This window comes from Chelativorans xinjiangensis (assembly GCF_009812055.1).
Taxonomy (GTDB): domain Bacteria; phylum Pseudomonadota; class Alphaproteobacteria; order Rhizobiales; family Rhizobiaceae; genus Chelativorans; species Chelativorans xinjiangense.
This window is the reverse complement of the sequence record NZ_WQNH01000003.1, coordinates 126,873-143,913: the sequence shown is the minus strand read 5'-3', so window position 1 is coordinate 143,913 and position 17,041 is coordinate 126,873. Positions and strand designations below refer to the sequence as shown.

At 64.3% G+C, this 17,041-nt stretch carries 18 protein-coding genes; all 18 read left to right on the top strand.

What is annotated here, in order from left to right:
• Window positions 1-218: 218 nt before the first annotated feature.
• The 18 genes from rcdA (at window position 219) to GM910_RS03680 (ending at window position 16,907) form a co-directional block, all read left to right on the top strand.
• Entirely contained in the window at window positions 219-749 is a 531-nt protein-coding gene (gene rcdA, locus GM910_RS03765) for a protease adaptor protein RcdA (protein WP_159586270.1), read from the top strand.
• Window positions 750-881: 132 nt separating this feature from the next.
• Window positions 882-1,397 (top strand): crossover junction endodeoxyribonuclease RuvC, encoded by a 516-nt coding sequence (ruvC, locus tag GM910_RS03760; protein WP_159586176.1) that lies wholly within the window; start codon window positions 882-884, stop codon window positions 1,395-1,397.
• Entirely contained in the window at window positions 1,394-2,014 is a 621-nt protein-coding gene (ruvA, locus tag GM910_RS03755) for a Holliday junction branch migration protein RuvA (RefSeq protein ID WP_159586175.1), read from the top strand. Before ruvC ends, ruvA begins: the two co-directional genes overlap by 4 nt.
• Window positions 2,015-2,079: 65 nt before the next feature.
• Window positions 2,080-2,376 carry an AbrB/MazE/SpoVT family DNA-binding domain-containing protein gene (locus GM910_RS03750; RefSeq protein ID WP_159586174.1) on the top strand — a complete coding sequence of 99 codons (297 nt, stop codon included), beginning with the start codon at window positions 2,080-2,082 and terminating at the stop codon, window positions 2,374-2,376.
• Window positions 2,373-2,771, top strand: coding sequence for a type II toxin-antitoxin system VapC family toxin (locus GM910_RS03745; protein ID WP_159586173.1), 399 nt, complete (start codon window positions 2,373-2,375; stop codon window positions 2,769-2,771). The genes GM910_RS03750 and GM910_RS03745 overlap by 4 nt, the downstream gene beginning before the upstream one ends.
• Window positions 2,768-3,808 carry a Holliday junction branch migration DNA helicase RuvB gene (ruvB, locus tag GM910_RS03740; protein WP_159586172.1) on the top strand — a complete coding sequence of 347 codons (1,041 nt, stop codon included), beginning with the start codon at window positions 2,768-2,770 and terminating at the stop codon, window positions 3,806-3,808. The genes GM910_RS03745 and ruvB overlap by 4 nt, the downstream gene beginning before the upstream one ends.
• Window positions 3,809-3,814: 6 nt before the next feature.
• Window positions 3,815-4,285, top strand: a complete 471-nt coding sequence (gene ybgC, locus GM910_RS03735; protein WP_159586171.1) for a tol-pal system-associated acyl-CoA thioesterase — start codon at window positions 3,815-3,817, stop codon at window positions 4,283-4,285.
• 257 nt (window positions 4,286-4,542) lie between these two features.
• Window positions 4,543-5,271: a protein TolQ gene (gene tolQ / locus GM910_RS03730; RefSeq protein ID WP_159586170.1), complete on the top strand. Its 729-nt coding sequence runs from the start codon at window positions 4,543-4,545 to the stop codon at window positions 5,269-5,271.
• Window positions 5,271-5,723, top strand: a complete 453-nt coding sequence (tolR, locus tag GM910_RS03725) for a protein TolR (RefSeq protein WP_159586169.1) — start codon at window positions 5,271-5,273, stop codon at window positions 5,721-5,723. Before tolQ ends, tolR begins: the two co-directional genes overlap by 1 nt.
• A gap of 5 nt (window positions 5,724-5,728) precedes the next feature.
• On the top strand, window positions 5,729-6,778 hold the full coding sequence (locus tag GM910_RS03720) for a cell envelope integrity TolA family protein (RefSeq protein ID WP_159586168.1): 1,050 nt from the start codon (window positions 5,729-5,731) through the stop codon (window positions 6,776-6,778).
• Between the two features lie 49 nt (window positions 6,779-6,827).
• Entirely contained in the window at window positions 6,828-8,144 is a 1,317-nt protein-coding gene (gene tolB / locus GM910_RS03715; protein WP_159586167.1) for a Tol-Pal system beta propeller repeat protein TolB, read from the top strand.
• Between the two features lie 180 nt (window positions 8,145-8,324).
• Window positions 8,325-8,834 (top strand): peptidoglycan-associated lipoprotein Pal, encoded by a 510-nt coding sequence (gene pal, locus GM910_RS03710; protein WP_159586166.1) that lies wholly within the window; start codon window positions 8,325-8,327, stop codon window positions 8,832-8,834.
• A 158-nt stretch (window positions 8,835-8,992) separates the two neighbouring features.
• Window positions 8,993-9,946 (top strand): tol-pal system protein YbgF, encoded by a 954-nt coding sequence (gene ybgF / locus GM910_RS03705; protein WP_159586165.1) that lies wholly within the window; start codon window positions 8,993-8,995, stop codon window positions 9,944-9,946.
• Between the two features lie 65 nt (window positions 9,947-10,011).
• Window positions 10,012-11,283 carry a tRNA lysidine(34) synthetase TilS gene (gene tilS / locus GM910_RS03700; RefSeq protein WP_159586164.1) on the top strand — a complete coding sequence of 424 codons (1,272 nt, stop codon included), beginning with the start codon at window positions 10,012-10,014 and terminating at the stop codon, window positions 11,281-11,283.
• 123 nt (window positions 11,284-11,406) lie between these two features.
• Window positions 11,407-13,344, top strand: a complete 1,938-nt coding sequence (ftsH, locus tag GM910_RS03695; protein ID WP_159586163.1) for an ATP-dependent zinc metalloprotease FtsH — start codon at window positions 11,407-11,409, stop codon at window positions 13,342-13,344.
• 252 nt (window positions 13,345-13,596) lie between these two features.
• Window positions 13,597-14,949, top strand: coding sequence for a phosphoglucosamine mutase (glmM, locus tag GM910_RS03690; protein WP_159586162.1), 1,353 nt, complete (start codon window positions 13,597-13,599; stop codon window positions 14,947-14,949).
• Window positions 14,950-15,157: 208 nt separating this feature from the next.
• The gene (locus GM910_RS03685) at window positions 15,158-16,003 is read left to right on the top strand and encodes an outer membrane protein (RefSeq protein ID WP_159586161.1); all 846 of its coding nucleotides are present in this window, start codon (window positions 15,158-15,160) and stop codon (window positions 16,001-16,003) included.
• Window positions 16,004-16,205: 202 nt separating this feature from the next.
• On the top strand, window positions 16,206-16,907 hold the full coding sequence (locus GM910_RS03680; protein WP_159586160.1) for an outer membrane protein: 702 nt from the start codon (window positions 16,206-16,208) through the stop codon (window positions 16,905-16,907).
• Window positions 16,908-17,041 lie beyond the last annotated feature (134 nt).

Here is a 17,041-nt window from a genome sequence, read left to right as displayed (position 1 = left end):
GCCATTCTGTTTGACGCCTCCCTGTTAAACTCCTGAGAGCCGCAACCGCGGCTCTTTTTTTGTTTCAGTCATCGCTATTTTCGCCGGAATCGGCCGTTAACGCTTTATTAAGCGAGGGCTTGCGTTCAGGCTTTTCAAGGCGCATTTTCAGCTCTCAAGAAGGCAATAAAGATGGACATGCGCCGGATCGGGCGCGTTGGGATTGGGGCGTGATACGCATGATCACGGGCAGTACGGGCAGCGCCAACATGGTCAAGTTGGCCGAGAGGCGGGTTTTCTCCCATTCATTCAAGCCGCTCTACAACGAGGGCATGGGGCTGGTCGAAGAGGCGGCCGAATATCTCGATGGCGACGGGCGCCTGGCCGCCAAGGAGCTGCCGCGGGCCGCGGCAGGGCTCTATGCGGCTGAATCAATGCGCCTGACGACGCGACTCATGCAGCTTGCCTCGTGGCTGCTGCTGCAAAGGGCTGCCAACTCCGGCGAGATGACGCGGGAACAGGTCGCGGTCGAGAAGGCAAAGGTACGGCTCGACACCGCCTCCGTCCACGAGGATACGCCGGGCTGGGCCGAGCTGCCCGAGGCTTTTCGCAGCCTGGTGCGGCGCTCGCTGCGGCTGGAGGCGCTGGTGCGGCGCATGGACGAGGAAATCTACGGTCCGGAAGCGGAGCGGCCTTTCGATGAGCTCTTCGCGGTCAACCCCGTTTCCGATCAGATCACCCTTCTGCAAACCGCCTTCGGGCGCGGTTGAGTCAGTCCTCAGGCGGCAAGGGCGCCTATTGCTGCCCTGCCCACGCCGTCTGCTGTGCGATTTTTCTTCCCATTGTTCCTGTTCGCAGCGTTGGTTGATGGCAACAGGCCTGGCGGCGGCTATGGTAGTGCCATGGCAGGCGCGATTCGCATCATTGGCATCGACCCGGGGCTGAGGCGCACCGGCTGGGCAATCATCGAGACGCTGGGTAACTCGCTGCGTTTCGTGGCGGCGGGCACCGTGCGCTCGGATGAGAAAACCGATCTCGCCACGCGGTTGTGCCAGCTTCACGACGGCCTCTCCGGCATATTGCATGCGCACATGCCGGAGGAGGCTGCGGTGGAGGCGACTTTTGTCAACAAGGATGCGGCCGCAACGCTGAAGCTCGGCCAGGCGCGCGGCATCGCCATGCTGGTGCCGGCACGCGCCGGCCTGCGGGTGGCCGAGTATGCGCCGAATGCGGTCAAGAAGGCGGTGATCGGCGTCGGCCACGGCGACAAGAAGCAGATCCACATGATGGTGAAAGTGCTGATGCCGAAAGCGCAATTCGATACCGACGACGCGGCGGACGCCATCGCCATTGCCATCTGCCACGCCCATCACCGGCAGTCGGTCGTCTCCCGCCTGGCGCTGGAAGCGGTAAAATGATCGGCAAGCTGAAGGGCATCGTCGACGAGATGGGCGAGGATCACTGCATCGTCGACGTCGGCGGCGTCGGCTACGTGGCCTATTGCCCGGCGCGCACGCTTGCGGGCCTGGACGGCGTCGGCACGGCTGTGACGCTGTTCATCGAGACCTATGTGCGCGAGGACATGATCCGCCTCTACGGCTTCCGCACGGCGCTGGAGCGCGAGTGGTTCCGCCTGTTGCAAAACAACGTGCAGGGTGTGGGGGCGAAGGTGGCGCTGTCGGTGCTGTCGACGCTGTCCGCGGCAGAGCTTGCCAACGCCATCGCCCTCAAGGACGTGGCGATGGTGGCGCGGGCGCCGGGCGTCGGCAAGAAGGTAGCCGAGCGCATCGTGACGGAACTGAAAAGCAAGGCGCCGGCCTATGCGGGCGAGGCGATGGGTACCATCGGGCTCAAGCAGGAGCTCGGCGAGGGTGTTGCCTCGGCGCCCGTCTCCGACGCGGTCTCCGCGCTCGCCAATCTCGGCTATTCGCGTGATGTGGCGGCGAATGCGGTGGCTGCGGCGCTTAAGACGGCCGGCGAGGGCGCGGAGGCGGGCACGCTGATCCGGCTGGGGCTGAGGGAACTGGCGCGGTGAGCCTTGTAATGCCGCATATTCCTTACTATTTTCATTGGTAAGGAATATCGATAAGGTAAGGAAAGATGGGTGTGCTGGCAAAAATCACTGCCAAGGGACAGGTCACCTTGCCCAAGGAAGTTCGCGATCGGTACGGCTTGAAACCGGGGGATCGGATCGAATTCATCGAGGAGAACGGGAAGACCTGGGTCAAGCCACGCAACGTCAGGGCCGTCGATCTCTTAGGTATTCTCGGTCCGGCGCCCAACCACGTGACGCTGAACGACGAAGAGTTGGAGCGGGCGATCGAGGAGGCTGCCCAGGAAGCTGCCGCTGAAGAGGACGAGCGCATCATGCGTGAGTGGCGCAAGGGGATCGAGTGATCGGCATCGATACAAATGTACTGGTGAGGCTTCTTGTTGCCGACAACGCCAGTCAGGCGGATGCTGTGCGCCATTTCTTCGCCCAGCGAAGCGGGGCCGATCCGGTCTTCGTGAGCACCGTGGTGCTGCTCGAGGCGCTTTGGGTGCTAAGGCGGCGATTCGGCTATTCGCGTCAGGCCGTGCTTGACGCTCTTCGTCAGATGGTGGCAAGCGCCGAGTTCACGTTCCAGTACGGCGAACGGCTGGCAGAAGTGTTGGAAGCGGGAGACCCGTCTTCTTCCGATATCGCGGATCACCTCATCGCAAGCGCGGCGCTGAGCGCGGGCTGCTCGCACACCGTGACCTTCGACAAAAAGGCCGCAAACCGCGTCCCCGGCATGGAGCTTCTTTCATGAGCGAGGCCGACCGCCTCATCTCCTCCGACAAGCGCGGCGAGGATGTCGACACCACCATGCGGCCGCAGACGCTCGACGAGTTCGTCGGACAGAGGGCGGCGCGGGCGAACCTCAAGGTGTTCGTGGAGGCGGCGCGTGGGCGCGGGGAAGCGCTGGACCATGTGCTCTTCGTTGGGCCGCCGGGGCTCGGCAAGACGACGCTGGCGCAGATCATGGCGCGCGAACTCGGCGTCAACTTCCGCGCGACGTCGGGTCCGGTGATCGCCAGGGCGGGCGATCTGGCGGCGTTGCTCACCAACCTGGAAGAGCGCGACGTGCTCTTCATCGACGAGATCCACCGGCTCAACCCGGCGGTGGAGGAGATCCTCTATCCGGCGATGGAGGACTACCAGCTCGACCTCATCATCGGCGAGGGGCCGGCGGCGCGCTCGGTGAAGATCGATCTTGCGAAGTTCACCCTGGTGGCGGCGACGACGCGGCTCGGATTGCTCACCACACCGTTGCGCGACCGTTTCGGCATTCCCGTGCGTTTGGAGTTCTACACGGTGGAGGAGTTGCAGGCGATCGTCACCCGCGGGGCGCGCATTCTCGGTCTGCCCTTGACCGAGGACGGGTCGGAGGAGATTGCCCGGCGCGCCCGCGGCACGCCGCGCATCGCCGGCAGGCTCCTGCGTCGGGTGCGCGACTTCGCCTCCGTCGCGGGCGCGGAGAAGGTGACGCGCAAGGTGGCCGACGAGGCGCTGTCGCGGCTGGAGGTGGATGCGCTCGGCCTCGACCAGCTCGACCGGCGCTACCTCACCATGATCGTCGAGAACTTCGGCGGCGGGCCTGTCGGCATCGACACCATCGCGGCAGGTCTTTCCGAGCCGCGCGATGCCATCGAGGACATCATCGAGCCCTATCTCATCCAGCAGGGCTTCATCCAGCGGACGCCGCGCGGGCGCGTGCTGGCGGCGCGGGCGTGGAAACATCTGGGGCTGACGGCGCCGAAGGAGCTGACACAGGCGCAGATCAGCCTGTTCCAGGAGGAGGAATAGCAGTCCTTGTCCGACGCCGACCGCAACGACGCGCTGATCGCCGGCCTCAGCGGCCAGCTTACGCCCGAGGGTCATCGCCTGCAGGCGCGCATCTATTTCGCCGATACGGATTTCACCGGCGTCGTCTATCACGCGCGTTATCTCGAATTCCTGGAGCGTGGGCGCTCGGATTTCCTGCGTCTGGCCGGTGTCCACCACACCGAGCTTGCGCACGGCAAGCATGGGGAGCGGCTTTCCTGGGTGGTGCGGCGCATGGATATCGAGTTCCGTCAGCCCGCCCGCATCGACGACATCGTGACCGTGGATACGCGGGTAGAGCGGATTTCCGGCGCGCGCATCTTCATGGCGCAGCAGCTTTCGCGCGATGGCGAACTCTTGGTGGAGGCGCGGGTGGAGGCGGCGATTATCGGCGTTTCGGGCAAGCCGCGACGTTTTCCCAAGGAGTGGGCGGCGGCTTTTCTGCGCCGTCCAGAGTAAGGTGCGGGTGCACAGGCCCTTGAATAATTGCGATTTCCGACAATTATCGGTTTATCCGTAATACACCGTTAACCATGACTCCCCATATGATCTAGGCATAACCAGCGGCACGCGCGCCTTCCTTTGACCAAAATTTCCCGGAAAAAGGCGCGAATGAAAGCTCGCGGGGGGCGCTGCGGCTTCATTGGGGTGACGCGGCCACGCGGGCGGGACGGATCGGCACAGATGCTGCCCAGATTTTACGAGGATGTTTGTCCATGGAAAGTGTAGCGCTCACCGCGCCGGGTGGGGATTTGTCCATCTGGGCGCTGTTCTGGCAGGCAGGATGGGTCGTCAAGCTGGTGATGATCGGCCTTCTCGGCGCCTCCATCTGGACCTGGGCCATCATCGTCGACAAAACGGTTGCCTATGCGCGCATGCGTGTTGCGCTCAACCGCTTCGAGCAGGTGTTCTGGTCCGGGCAGTCGCTGGAGGAGCTCTACCGCTCGCTCTCGGAGCGCAAGACGGCGGGCATGGGCTCGATCTTCGTGGCGGCCATGCGCGAATGGAAGAAGAGTTTCGAGAAGGGTGCGCGCTCGCCGCTCGGCCTGCAGACGCGTGTCGACAAGGCCATGGACCTGGCGCTGACGCGCGAGATGGAGCGGCTCGAAGGCAAGCTCGGCTTCCTCGCTTCGATCGGCTCCTCGGCACCCTTCATCGGCCTGTTCGGCACGGTGGTGGGTATCATGACCTCTTTCCAGGCCATCGCCGGCTCCAAGTCCACCAACCTCGCCGTGGTGGCGCCGGGTATCGCCGAGGCGCTGCTGGCCACCGCCATGGGGCTTCTGGCGGCTATTCCCGCGGTCATCGCCTACAACAAGCTGACATCCGACGCCGGAAAGCTGGCTTCCAGGATGGAAGGCTTCGCCGATGAGTTCTCCGCCATACTGTCGCGGCAAATCGATGAGAAAGCTGCGCCGAAGCAAAGGACAGAGGAGTACGCCTGATGGCCATGTCGGTTTCCTCGGCCCGCGGGGGCGGAAACGGGCGCAGGCGCCGCGGGCGCCGGCACGCTCTGATGTCGGAAATCAACGTCACGCCCTTCGTTGACGTGATGCTGGTGCTGCTCATCATCTTCATGGTGGCCGCTCCGCTTTTGACGGTCGGCGTGCCCATCGACCTGCCCGAGACGCAGGCCAGGGCGTTGAATTCCGAAACGACGCCGATCACCATATCGGTCAACAACGAGGGGCTGATCTATCTCCAGGAAACAGAGATCCCGATCGACGAGGTGGTGCCGAAGCTGGAGGCCATCGCCCAGGCCGGTTATGACGAGCGCATCTATGTGCGCGGCGACAGGTCCGCGGATTACGGCACGGTGATGCGGGTAATGGCGCGCATCTCGGCCGCCGGCTTCCGCAATCTCGGCCTCGTCACCTTGCAGGAACAGGACAGCTGATCTTCATGAAGACCGGTCTCGTCACATCGGTCACGATGCACGCGGTGCTTCTCGGCTTCGGGATATTCTCGTTGTCGGCGCCGCGCGCCTATGAAGTGGCCGATGTCGAGGCGCTGCCGGTCGACATCGTTCCCGTCGACAGCTTCTCACAGGTTCAGGAAGGCGACAAAAAAGCGCCGTTGGAGAAGCCTACTCCGACGCCGACCAAGCGTCCCGACCCGGTGGAGAATGCGCAGAAGGTAGGCGAGGCGGATACGGATCAGAAGACGCCGCCCACGCCGGAGGCGAAGCCGAAACCGGTGGAGCGGACGGCCGAACCGCCTCCGGGCCCCGAGCCCCAGCCGAAGCCCGTGGAGAAACCCGTCGAGGAGACGCAGCAGGCAGAAGCTGAAGATGTGCCCGCGCCGGCCACCGAGCGCGAGCCGGAGCCGCAGCCTCGACAGGAAGTCACGCCGGAGCCGGCCGAAGAGCCCCTGGTGGCGGAGAACACGGAAGACGAAAGCGTGAGCCTGCCCCAATCGGCCCCCGTGCCGCGGGCGCGTCCGCAGCCGCCGAAGGCGCAGACGGCCAAGGCGCCGGAACGCAAGGAGACGGAAAAGCCGACGGCGCGCGAGCAGGCGAGGAGCGAGGAGAAGGATGACGAGCTGTTCGATCAGGTTGCAGCGCTCCTGAACAAGGAGCAGGCTTCCGGCGGCGGTGCCAAGCGCTCCACGGAAGAAGCAGCGCTCGGGGGCGAGCGCACGACCGCCGGTGAGACGCTGACGCAGAGCGAAGAGGACGCTATTCGCCGGAAAATGGAGCAATGCTGGCAGGTGCCGGCGGGCGCCATGGGCCTGGAAGGCGTGAGGATTTCGATCCAGTTCCGACTGGACCCAAGCGGTGCGGTCGAAGGCAACCCCGAGATCGTTTCCAGCGTCAGCTCAAGCGTGGAGCGCGCGGTAGCCGACTCGGCACGGCGTGCTATCCTGCGGTGCCAGCCTTACAACCTGCCCGCCGAAAAATACAACGCCTGGGCCGAGATGAAGATGAATTTCGACCCCACGGATATGTTCTGACGCAAGCCCGTACCGGGCGCCTACCCGAGAATTCAAGAGGCATGAGCTGATGCGGAAATTCGTGAAAACGACCCTCGCCGTTGTGGCACTCGTCGCAGGCATTGCCGCGCTGGCGGTCGTCCCGGCGCGGGCGCTGGTCGAAATCGACATCAACAAGGGTGTCGTCGAGCCGGTGCCGATCGCCATCACCGATTTTCTGTCGGGCGATGCGATGGGCGTCGAGATCGCTGGCGTCATTTCTGCCGATCTCAGGCGTTCGGGCCTCTTCGCGCCGATCGAGAAGAACGCCTTCATCGAGAAGATATCCAACCCCGACGTGACGCCGCGTTTCGAGGATTGGAGGGTCATCAACGCCCAGGCAGTGGTGACAGGACGCGTGACGCAGGAGCCGGACGGCCGGCTGCGCGTGGAGTTCCGCGTGTGGGATACCTTCGCGGGCCGGCAGCTCTCGGGTGAGCAGCTCTTCGCCAACCAGGACAACTGGCGCCGCGTCGCGCACATCATCGCCGACACGATCTACGAGCAGTTCACCGGCGAGAAGGGCTATTTCGACAGCCGCATCGTCTATGTCAGCGAGTCGGGGCCGCGGGACAACCGCGTCAAGCGGCTTGCCATCATGGACCAGGACGGCGCCAGGCACGAGTACCTCTCCGACGGTCGCTCGATCGTGCTGACGCCGCGCTTTTCGCCGCAGCGTCAGGAAATCACCTACATGTCCTACGAGAGCGGCAATCCGCAGGTTTATCTGCTGCAGCTCGAAACGGGTCAGCGCGAGCTGGTGGGCAACTTCCCCGGCATGACCTTTGCCCCGCGCTTCTCGCCCAACGGCGACAAGGTCATCATGAGCCTGCTGCGCGAGGATGGCAATTCCAATATCTACACGATGGACCTGAGGACGCGGAACACGGCGCGGCTGACCGACACCAACGCCATCGACACCTCGCCTTCCTATTCGCCGGACGGCAGTCAGGTGGTCTTCACCTCCGATCGCGGCGGGCGGGCGCAGATCTATGCCATGGGCGCCGACGGCAGCAACCAGCGCCGCATCTCCTTCGGCGACGGCAGCTACTCGACGCCGGTCTGGTCGCCACGCGGCGATCTCATCGCCTTCACCAAGCAGAGCGGCGGGAACTTCCAGATCGGCGTGATGCGCACCGACGGCTCGGGCGAGCGGATCATCTCGTCGGGCTTCCTGCAGGAAGGGCCGACATGGTCGCCCAACGGCCGGGTCATCATGTTCTTCCGCCAGGATGCCGGCGCGGTTGGGCCGAAGCTCTATTCCATCGACCTCACGGGCCGCAACGAGCAGCCGGTGGCGACACCGAATTTCGGCTCCGACCCGGCGTGGTCTCCACTGCTGAAATGATTTCCGCCGCCTTTCAGCCGCATTTGCCACTACCGTCCGAATCACGGCTTTTGTAATGTGGTGCGGGCGGGGGTAAAGCGAAAGCAACGAAGTGTTAACCTCGTTTTTTGAGCGCGCGTTAACCGCACCATGGTTACTAGGTGTTGAAGAAATCCACTCGAATGCCAAGGAGTGACGGCAATGCGCCGTATCGCAGCCCTGACTAGAAATCCCGTTGCCATCGCCCTTTTCGCCGCCCTTGCGGTTGCCGGATGTCGGTCGCAGCAGCAGGTTCCCAACACGGCGGCCGAACTCGGCCTGGGGGGCGCGGGGTCGGCAACGCCAGGCTCCACGCAGGAGTTCACGGTCAGCGTCGGCGACCGCATCTTCTTCGATACGGATTCCTCGGTCATTCGTTCGGACGCGCAGGCCACGCTTACCCGTCAGGCACAGTGGCTGAACAAGTATCCGTCCCACTCCATCACCATGGAAGGCCATGCCGACGAGCGCGGCACGCGCGAATACAACCTGGCGCTGGGCGCCCGCCGCGCCGCTGCCGTGCGCGATTTCCTGGTGTCGCAGGGCGTGCCGGCGAACCGTATCCGCACGATCTCCTACGGCAAGGAGCGGCCGGTGGCCGTCTGTGACGACATCTCCTGCTGGTCGCAGAACCGGCGCGCCGTCACGGTGTTGGGCGGGGCGGGAAGCTGACGCCCGAGCGAGAGTGGTTCCCGAGGGCGGCAAACGATGCCGCCCTTCTTGCATAGCGCGTGCAATCAAAATTTGGCCGAAGTCTCACGGCCTGATAAAGGGGAGGCGGTGGCCGCTGCCGCCGCCTTTATCACTTCCTTTTCGAGAGCGAGACAGGAATGCTGTTCCGAACATATTTGAGCGGTCTGGCCGTCGTAACCTTCTCCCTCGCCGCCACGGTGGGGAACGGCGAAGCGGGATTCCAGCCGCGTCTGCCCGATTCCCCCACCATCGGCCAAGAAAGCCGGCATGGTGCACCCGTCATCCTGGCCCAGGCGAGCGACCCGCGCCTTGTCGCCCTCGAGGAAGAGGTGCGGCGGCTGAACGGCCGGGTGGAGGAGCTCAACTTCCAGCTCCTGGAGACGCAGGACCAACTGCGCCGCATGCAGGAAGACAACGAATTCCGTTTCCAGGAGCTGGAGGGCAAGCGCTCCGAGGCGACGGGCGCCGAACCGGTTGAGAGGGCTGAACGTCCTGCGGTCCCCTCCGACGACCCAGCCACGGGCACGGCCAGCACGGCGGATACCACCGCTCCGGCACACGGGGATCCGCCGCGTACGCTCGGCACCATCACCCTCGACGAGGACGGCAATCTCGTCTCCAGCGGCACCGGCGGACCGGTGGATCTCTTGCAGGGCGGCCAGGGGGCCGACAGCGGCGGCTCCGTCGTCGCCGCCGTGCCACCCTCCGACGATCCGGATGAGATTTACCGCAACGCCTACGAGTTCGTTCTTTCCGGCGACTATGGTACGGCGGAGGCCGGCTTCCGGCAGTATCTGCAGCGCTTTCCCGACGGGCAGCACACCGCCGACGCCAGTTTCTGGCTGGGCGAAGCGCTCTTGGGGCAGGACCGCCACCGTGAGGCGGCGGAGGTCTTCCTGCAGGCCAACCGCGACCACCCCAACGCCGGCAAGGCGCCGGAGATGCTCCTGAAGCTCGGCGTCTCTCTTGCCGCGCTCGACCAGATCGACGTCGCCTGTGCGACTTTCACCGAGATCGGCCAGCGCTATCCGCAGGTCTCCGACGCGCTCAGGGAGCGGGTCAGGCGGGAACAGGCTACCGCCGGTTGCTGAGCCAGGTGTCCCCGTCCGCGGCGGCTCCTCTCCTTTCCGCGATCGATCTTGCCGGGCGCAGATGCGTGATCGCGGCAGTTTCGGGCGGCGGCGATTCGCTCGCCCTTCTTCTCCTTCTCCACGATTATCTGAAAAGCGCGCAAAGCGGACCGTCGCTTCTGGCCGTGACGGTAGATCATGGCCTGCGCGCCGAGGCGACCGAGGAAGCGCGTGCGGTCGGCAGGCTGTGCGCAGCGCACGGCATCGCGCACCGTGTTCTTCGATGGGAGGGGCCGAAGCCGGCGACGGGGCTTTCGGCCGCGGCGCGAGAAGCGCGGCTGCGGCTTCTGGCGGGCGCGGCGGGCGAGGCCGGCAGCGACCTCGTATTGACCGGCCACACGGCGGACGACCAGGCCGAGACACTGACCATGCGGCTGAAGCGCGGAGGCGGGCGGGGGATCGCCGGCATCGCCCCGGCGACACTCTACGATGGCCGCGTCTGGTTTGTCCGGCCACTTCTCGACGTGCGCCGAAGCGCGCTGCGCGGCTTCCTTGAGGCGCGAGGCATCGGCTGGATCGATGATCCGAGCAACAGGGACAGGCGGTTCGAGCGGGCGCGCGTGCGCCAGGCGCTGGGCGAGGAGGATATCGAGCGGCTGGTCGGCCAGGCGCGGGAAGCGGCCCGCGCACGGGCGGAGGCAGGGGAAAGTGCCGCCACTCTTATCGCCGGCGCGGCGCGGCTCGGAGCGCCCGGCCTCCTTTATCTTCCGCATTCGGCGCTGCAAGAGGCGCAGAGGGGCGCCGCCCTCTACACACTCCGCATCCTGCTGGCCGTTGCCGGCGGCACGCCGCATCTACCCGATGAGGCGCGCACCGCCGCTATCCTGGCGCGTGCGGGAGACGACGGCTTTCGCGCCACTCTGTCGCGGGCGGTGATCGCCGTAAGGCGTGGGCGTCTCTATATATACCGGGAGAGGCGCAACCTGCCGCGGCTTGCATTGGCCGACGGCATGATCTGGGACGGGCGATACCGCGCCTTGGTGCGTGGGGAGCGAAAGGATCTGGCGCTTGCTCCGTTCGGAGCCGAAAACGCGCGGGCAGCCGAGATTGCCGATGTGGGCGCACCCGCCGGCCTAATGCGCTCGGCCCTTGCGGCCGAACCGGCGCTTTGGCGCGATGGGCGGTGTCTCGGCCGCGCAAGCGAAGGAGCGGCGGTTTCCTTGCAGCCGGTGGCGGGGCCGTGGGCGCGGCTTTTGCCCTCGTTCGATCTCGCTCCGGCGCGGGCGGTCGCCGGGGTGATCGGCGGTGCGACTATTCCGCCTTTGCCATGGCGCGGCCACAAAAAGGAGAACAGATAACCATATCGGTTGGGATACGGGTGCAATAGTGGGCTTGCGCTTGGCAATGTTGCGCACGCTCCCTATGTTAGTTGAAACCAGTGCTTTGGATGATGCCGGCCTCGGCGCACTTACAGGACGCACATGAATCCGAATTACAGAAACTTTGCGCTGTGGGCGATCATCGCCGTTCTGCTCATCGCGCTGTTCAACCTCTTCCAGGCGCCGCAGCAGCGGGGGGCGACGCGCGACATCGCCTATTCGCAGTTCCTTCAGGAACTGTCGAACGGCCGCGTTGAGAGCGTAACGATCACCGGGGACCGCATCACCGGCACCTACACGGACAACCAGACGCCCTTCCAGACATATTCTCCGGGAGATGCGAGCCTCGTGCAGCGGCTGGAAGAGCGTGGCGTGACCATCAATGCACGGCCGGAATCGGACGGCTCCAACTCCATACTGGGCTACTTCATCTCCTGGCTGCCGATGATCCTCATCCTTGCCGTGTGGATATTCTTCATGCGGCAGATGCAGTCGGGCTCCGGCCGCGCCATGGGCTTCGGCAAGTCCAAGGCGAAGCTTTTGACCGAGGCGCATGGCCGCGTCACCTTCCAGGACGTGGCGGGCGTCGACGAGGCCAAGGAAGATCTCGAGGAGATCGTCGAATTCCTGCGCGACCCGCAGAAGTTCCAGCGGCTCGGCGGCAAGATCCCGCGCGGCGTGCTCCTGGTCGGCCCTCCGGGAACGGGTAAGACGCTGCTTGCGCGCTCTGTCGCCGGCGAGGCAAACGTGCCGTTCTTCACCATCTCCGGCTCAGACTTCGTCGAGATGTTCGTCGGCGTCGGTGCTTCCCGCGTGCGCGACATGTTCGAGCAAGCCAAGAAGAACGCGCCCTGCATCATCTTCATCGACGAGATCGATGCGGTCGGCCGCCATCGCGGTGCCGGCCTGGGCGGCGGCAATGACGAGCGCGAGCAGACGCTGAACCAGCTCCTGGTCGAGATGGACGGCTTCGAGGCCAACGAAGGCATCATCCTGATCGCCGCCACAAACCGGCCCGACGTGCTCGATCCGGCGCTCCTGCGTCCCGGTCGCTTCGACCGGCAGGTCGTGGTTCCGAACCCGGATATCGCCGGCCGCGAGAAGATACTGAAGGTGCATGTGCGCAACGTGCCGCTGGCGCCGAACGTTGACCTCAAGATTGTGGCGCGCGGCACGCCGGGCTTCTCCGGTGCCGATCTCGCCAACCTGGTCAACGAGGCCGCTCTGATGGCGGCGCGCCGCAACAAGCGTCTCGTCACCATGGCCGAGTTCGAGGACGCCAAGGACAAGGTGATGATGGGCGCGGAGCGGCGCTCGCACGCCATGACCCAGGAGGAAAAGGAGCTGACGGCCTTCCACGAGGCTGGGCACGCCGTGGTGGCGCTCAACACCCCATCCTCCGACCCGGTGCATAAGGCGACCATCATTCCGCGCGGGCGGGCGCTCGGCATGGTCATGCAGTTGCCCGAGGGCGACCGCTACTCCATGAGCTACAAGTGGATGATCTCGCGGCTCGCCACCATGATGGGCGGGCGCGTGGCCGAGGAGATCAAGTTCGGTAAGGAGAACATCACCTCGGGTGCCGCCTCCGATATCGAGCAGGCGACCAAACTTGCCCGCGCCATGGTCACGCAGTGGGGCTTTTCCGACAAGCTCGGTCAGGTCGCCTATGGTGAGAACCAGGAAGAGGTGTTCCTCGGCCACTCCGTGGCGCGTCATCAGAACATGTCGCAGGAGACACAGCAGAAGATCGACGAGGAGGTGCGCAGGCTTATCGACGAGGCCTATACCAAGGCGCGCGAAATCCTGACCAAGAAGAAGAAGGAATGGATCGCTGTTGCCGAAGGCCTGCTCGAATACGAGACGCTGTCGGGCGACGAAATCCGTGCCATCATCCGCGGCGAGAAGCCGTCGCGCGACCTCGGCGATGATACACCGCCGTCGCGCGGCTCCACCGTGCCCAAGGCGGGCGCGCGCAAGGAGAACAAGAAGGGCGGCGAAGAGCCCGACGCTGGGATGGAGCCACAGCCGCAAGGGTAGGATCCCTCGCAACGGACAGATATTCCACAGAGCTGCGGGGCCTGGCGCTCCGCAGTTTTGGTATTGCACCTTCTCTCCCCGTATCAAGCTTGTTTACCTACCGTTAATCATGGTGGGCAAGCGCCTGTTCATATAGATCGGTTACGATTTCTGACATAAAGTGATGCGCATAAGCACCCGAACCTGTGGCAAATGAAGATGGGGACCGCAGTTTTGCGACAAACTTCCAAATCGGTGCGGGCAAAAAAAGATATGACGAAGAGATATTTCGGGACCGACGGCATCCGCGGTCGTGCCAATCGATTTCCCATGACCGCCGAGGTGGCCATGAGGGTGGGGATGGCCGCCGGCCTTACCTTCCAGAACGGCAACCATCGCCATCGTGTGGTGCTTGGCAAGGACACGCGCCTTTCCGGCTATATGATCGAGAACGCGCTCGTCTCCGGTTTCTGCGCGGCGGGCATGGACGTGTTCCTTCTGGGGCCGATCCCGACGCCGGCGGTCGCCATGCTGGTACGTTCGCTGCGGGCCGATATCGGCGTCATGATCTCGGCCTCGCACAATCCGTTCGAGGACAACGGCATCAAGTTGTTCGGGCCCGACGGCTACAAGCTCTCCGACAAGATCGAAGGCCGCATCGAGGCGATGCTCGACAAGGACATCGAGCTGGCGCTGGCCGATGCCGAGATGCTCGGTCGGGCCAAGCGCGTCGATGGCGTGCATGATCGCTATATCGAGTTCGCCAAGCGCACACTGCCGCGGGCGATGTCGCTTGCGGGCCTGCGCATCGTCGTCGACTGTGCCAACGGTGCCGCCTACAAGGTGGCGCCCGCCGCCCTGTGGGAACTGGGGGCGGAGGTAGTGTCCATCCACGTCGACCCGGACGGCCTCAACATCAATCGCGATTGCGGCTCGACCAGCCCCTTGAGCCTTGCCAAGAAGGTGCACGAGGTGCGTGCCGACATCGGTATCGCGCTCGATGGCGATGCCGACCGGGTGGTGATCGTCGACGAGAACGGCACTGTGGTCGACGGCGACCAGATCATGGCGCTGATTGCGCAGTCCTGGCATGAGAGCGAGCGGCTGGCCGGCGGCGGCATCGCCGCCACGGTGATGTCCAATCTCGGCCTAGAGCGCTTCCTGAAAGGCCGCGGGCTCGATCTGCATCGCACCAAGGTGGGTGACCGCTACGTGGTGGAGCACATGCGAGCCAATGGGCTCAACGTGGGCGGCGAGCAATCCGGCCATGTCATCCTTTCCGACTTCGCCACCTCGGGTGATGGGCTGGTCACTGCGCTGCAGGTTTTGGCTTGCATCAAGCGCGAGAACCGGCCGGCCAGCGAGGTGTGCCGCAAGTTCGAGCCGGTGCCGCAGGTCTTGAAGAACGTGCGCATCAGCGGCGGCAAGCCGCTCGATCGGGCGCCCGTCAAGGCGGCGATCGCCGAGGCGCAGTCGCGGCTTGGCGAGAGCGGCCGCCTCGTCATCCGCCCCTCAGGCACCGAACCGCTCATCCGCGTGATGGCCGAGGGAGACGATCCCGATCTGGTCCACGCCGTGGTCGACGATATCATCGGTGCCATCGGCGATGCTCGGACGGCGGCCTAGGATTTATCGATCTTCAGCCTGTAAGCCGGAGTAGTCTCTTAAGGCTTCGACCCTTTGCTCAACCAAGAGCAAGCATAACGCGACCGCCGCAGGAAACTGCGCGTTAGGGTTAAGTGGGGCTTAACTTTTTTGCTTCAATCTTCGCCATGACTCAACCAAGCGGGGCGCCAAACCGTGCAGCCGTCGCATTTCTTGGGGGATGGAAAAGATGCTGAAGACGATGAAGCCGGTTGTCGCGGCTGCCGCGTTTGCCTTCGCCACTGGTGCCTACGCCGCCGATATCTATGAACCGCCGGTGGTGGAGATGCCGCCGCCGCCGTTCGTTGAAAAGGAGGTGGCCGCGGGCGGATGGTACCTGCGCGGGGACATCAACTATCACTGGTCGAAACTGCGCGGCACCGAATACATCACCTACGGCCCGCCGCCCGGCACGGACGATTTCGACAACACGGATCTCGACGGCGCCATGTCGCTTGGCGCTGGCGTCGGCTACCAGATGACGCGTTATCTACGCACCGACTTCACGGCGGACTACTGGTTCAAGTCGGACTTCCGCGGCACGACCTCGGGCGAGTGCGGCGATCCGCCCGTGCCTTGCACCTCGACCGACAAATCCGCCTATTCGGCGCTTCTCCTGATGGCCAACGCCTACGTCGACCTCGGCACCTATCGCGGCGTCACACCCTACGTCGGCGCTGGTATCGGCGGCGCATATGTGAAGTGGGACGACCTCGAAAACACGATCGACGGCGATACGGATGTGCACAGGGGTGCCAAGAATTGGCGCTTTGCCTGGTCGCTCATGGCGGGTGCGTCCTACTGTTTGACCGAAAACCTGCAGCTCGACGCCGGCTACCGCTTCAGCCGCATCGAGGGCGGGCGCATGTTCGAAGAATCGGGCTTCGGCGTTGGTCCGGGCTACGACGACGGCTTCAACGTGCACGAGGCGCGCGCGGGTTTGCGCTATTCGTTCGGCGGCGGCAATCCAAACTGCGTCGTGCCGCAGATGGTGGCCTACGACCCGCCGCCTTACGAGCCGCCAGTCTACAAGTAATACGTCTTCCACCGCTCCTGTCGGCCGCCCGGCTTTCCGCCGGGCGGCCTTTTTTGTGTCGCTCGCACTATCGCATCGGCCGGTTCTTCCCGTTCACTCACTGTTATCCTTAACCATGGCTTAACCGAAATGGTTAACACTGCTTCTCGACTGGCGGCGGGGGCGAGCAACTGCTCCGGCGCACTTCGGGGAGCAGGTCACTATGTATAGGTTTTCCAGCAGTCTGGTTCTGGTCGTCACGGGTGCTGCGCTGGCACCGGCGACCTCCGCCGGTGCGGCAGATTACGACCCGCCCATCGTCATCGAGGAAGCGCCGCAATACGTGCCGGTGGAGTTCGGTTCCGGGTGGTACTTGCGCGGCGACGTTACCTATAGCGTCAACGATTCGGTCTATGACTTCAGCCTCTTCGGCGAGGAGGCGGACAACAATCGTTTTGGCGGCAGCATCGGCGTCGGCTATCACTTCACCGACATGCTGCGGGCGGACGTCAATCTTGCCTATATCGGGGACGACAGTTTTGACTATGACGACGGGGTCAACCTCGTATCCGGCGAGAACCGGGTCCTGGGCGCGATCGTCAACGGCTATGTCGACCTCGGCACCTTTGTCGGCTTCACCCCTTATGTCGGTGCCGGCGCCGGTCTCGTCTTTTCCAAGCACGAGCTGGAGGTTGATTCACCGCTGCTGAATACGCCTCCCTCTCCACCGGACCGGCAATACGAGTTCGCCTATACCCTCAACGCGGGCGTCAACTACCAGGTGACGAAGAACATGTCGCTGGATGTGGGGTATCAGTATCTGAACTCGCCGAGCCTAGAATATCTCGACGTGTCCTCCAATACCATCGAGGAGGGAGTGGACTATCACCAGGTCAAGGTCGGATTGCGCTACGATCTCTGGTAAGTCCGGCAACGGCTCAAAGTTTCTGCGATGGCGGGCCCGACGGCCCGCCATGCGCTGTTCTGTCTCGGGAAGAACATGCTTGACGCGGCGGCCCTGACAGCATAACCCCGTCCGTGGGCCACCCCTTCCCACCG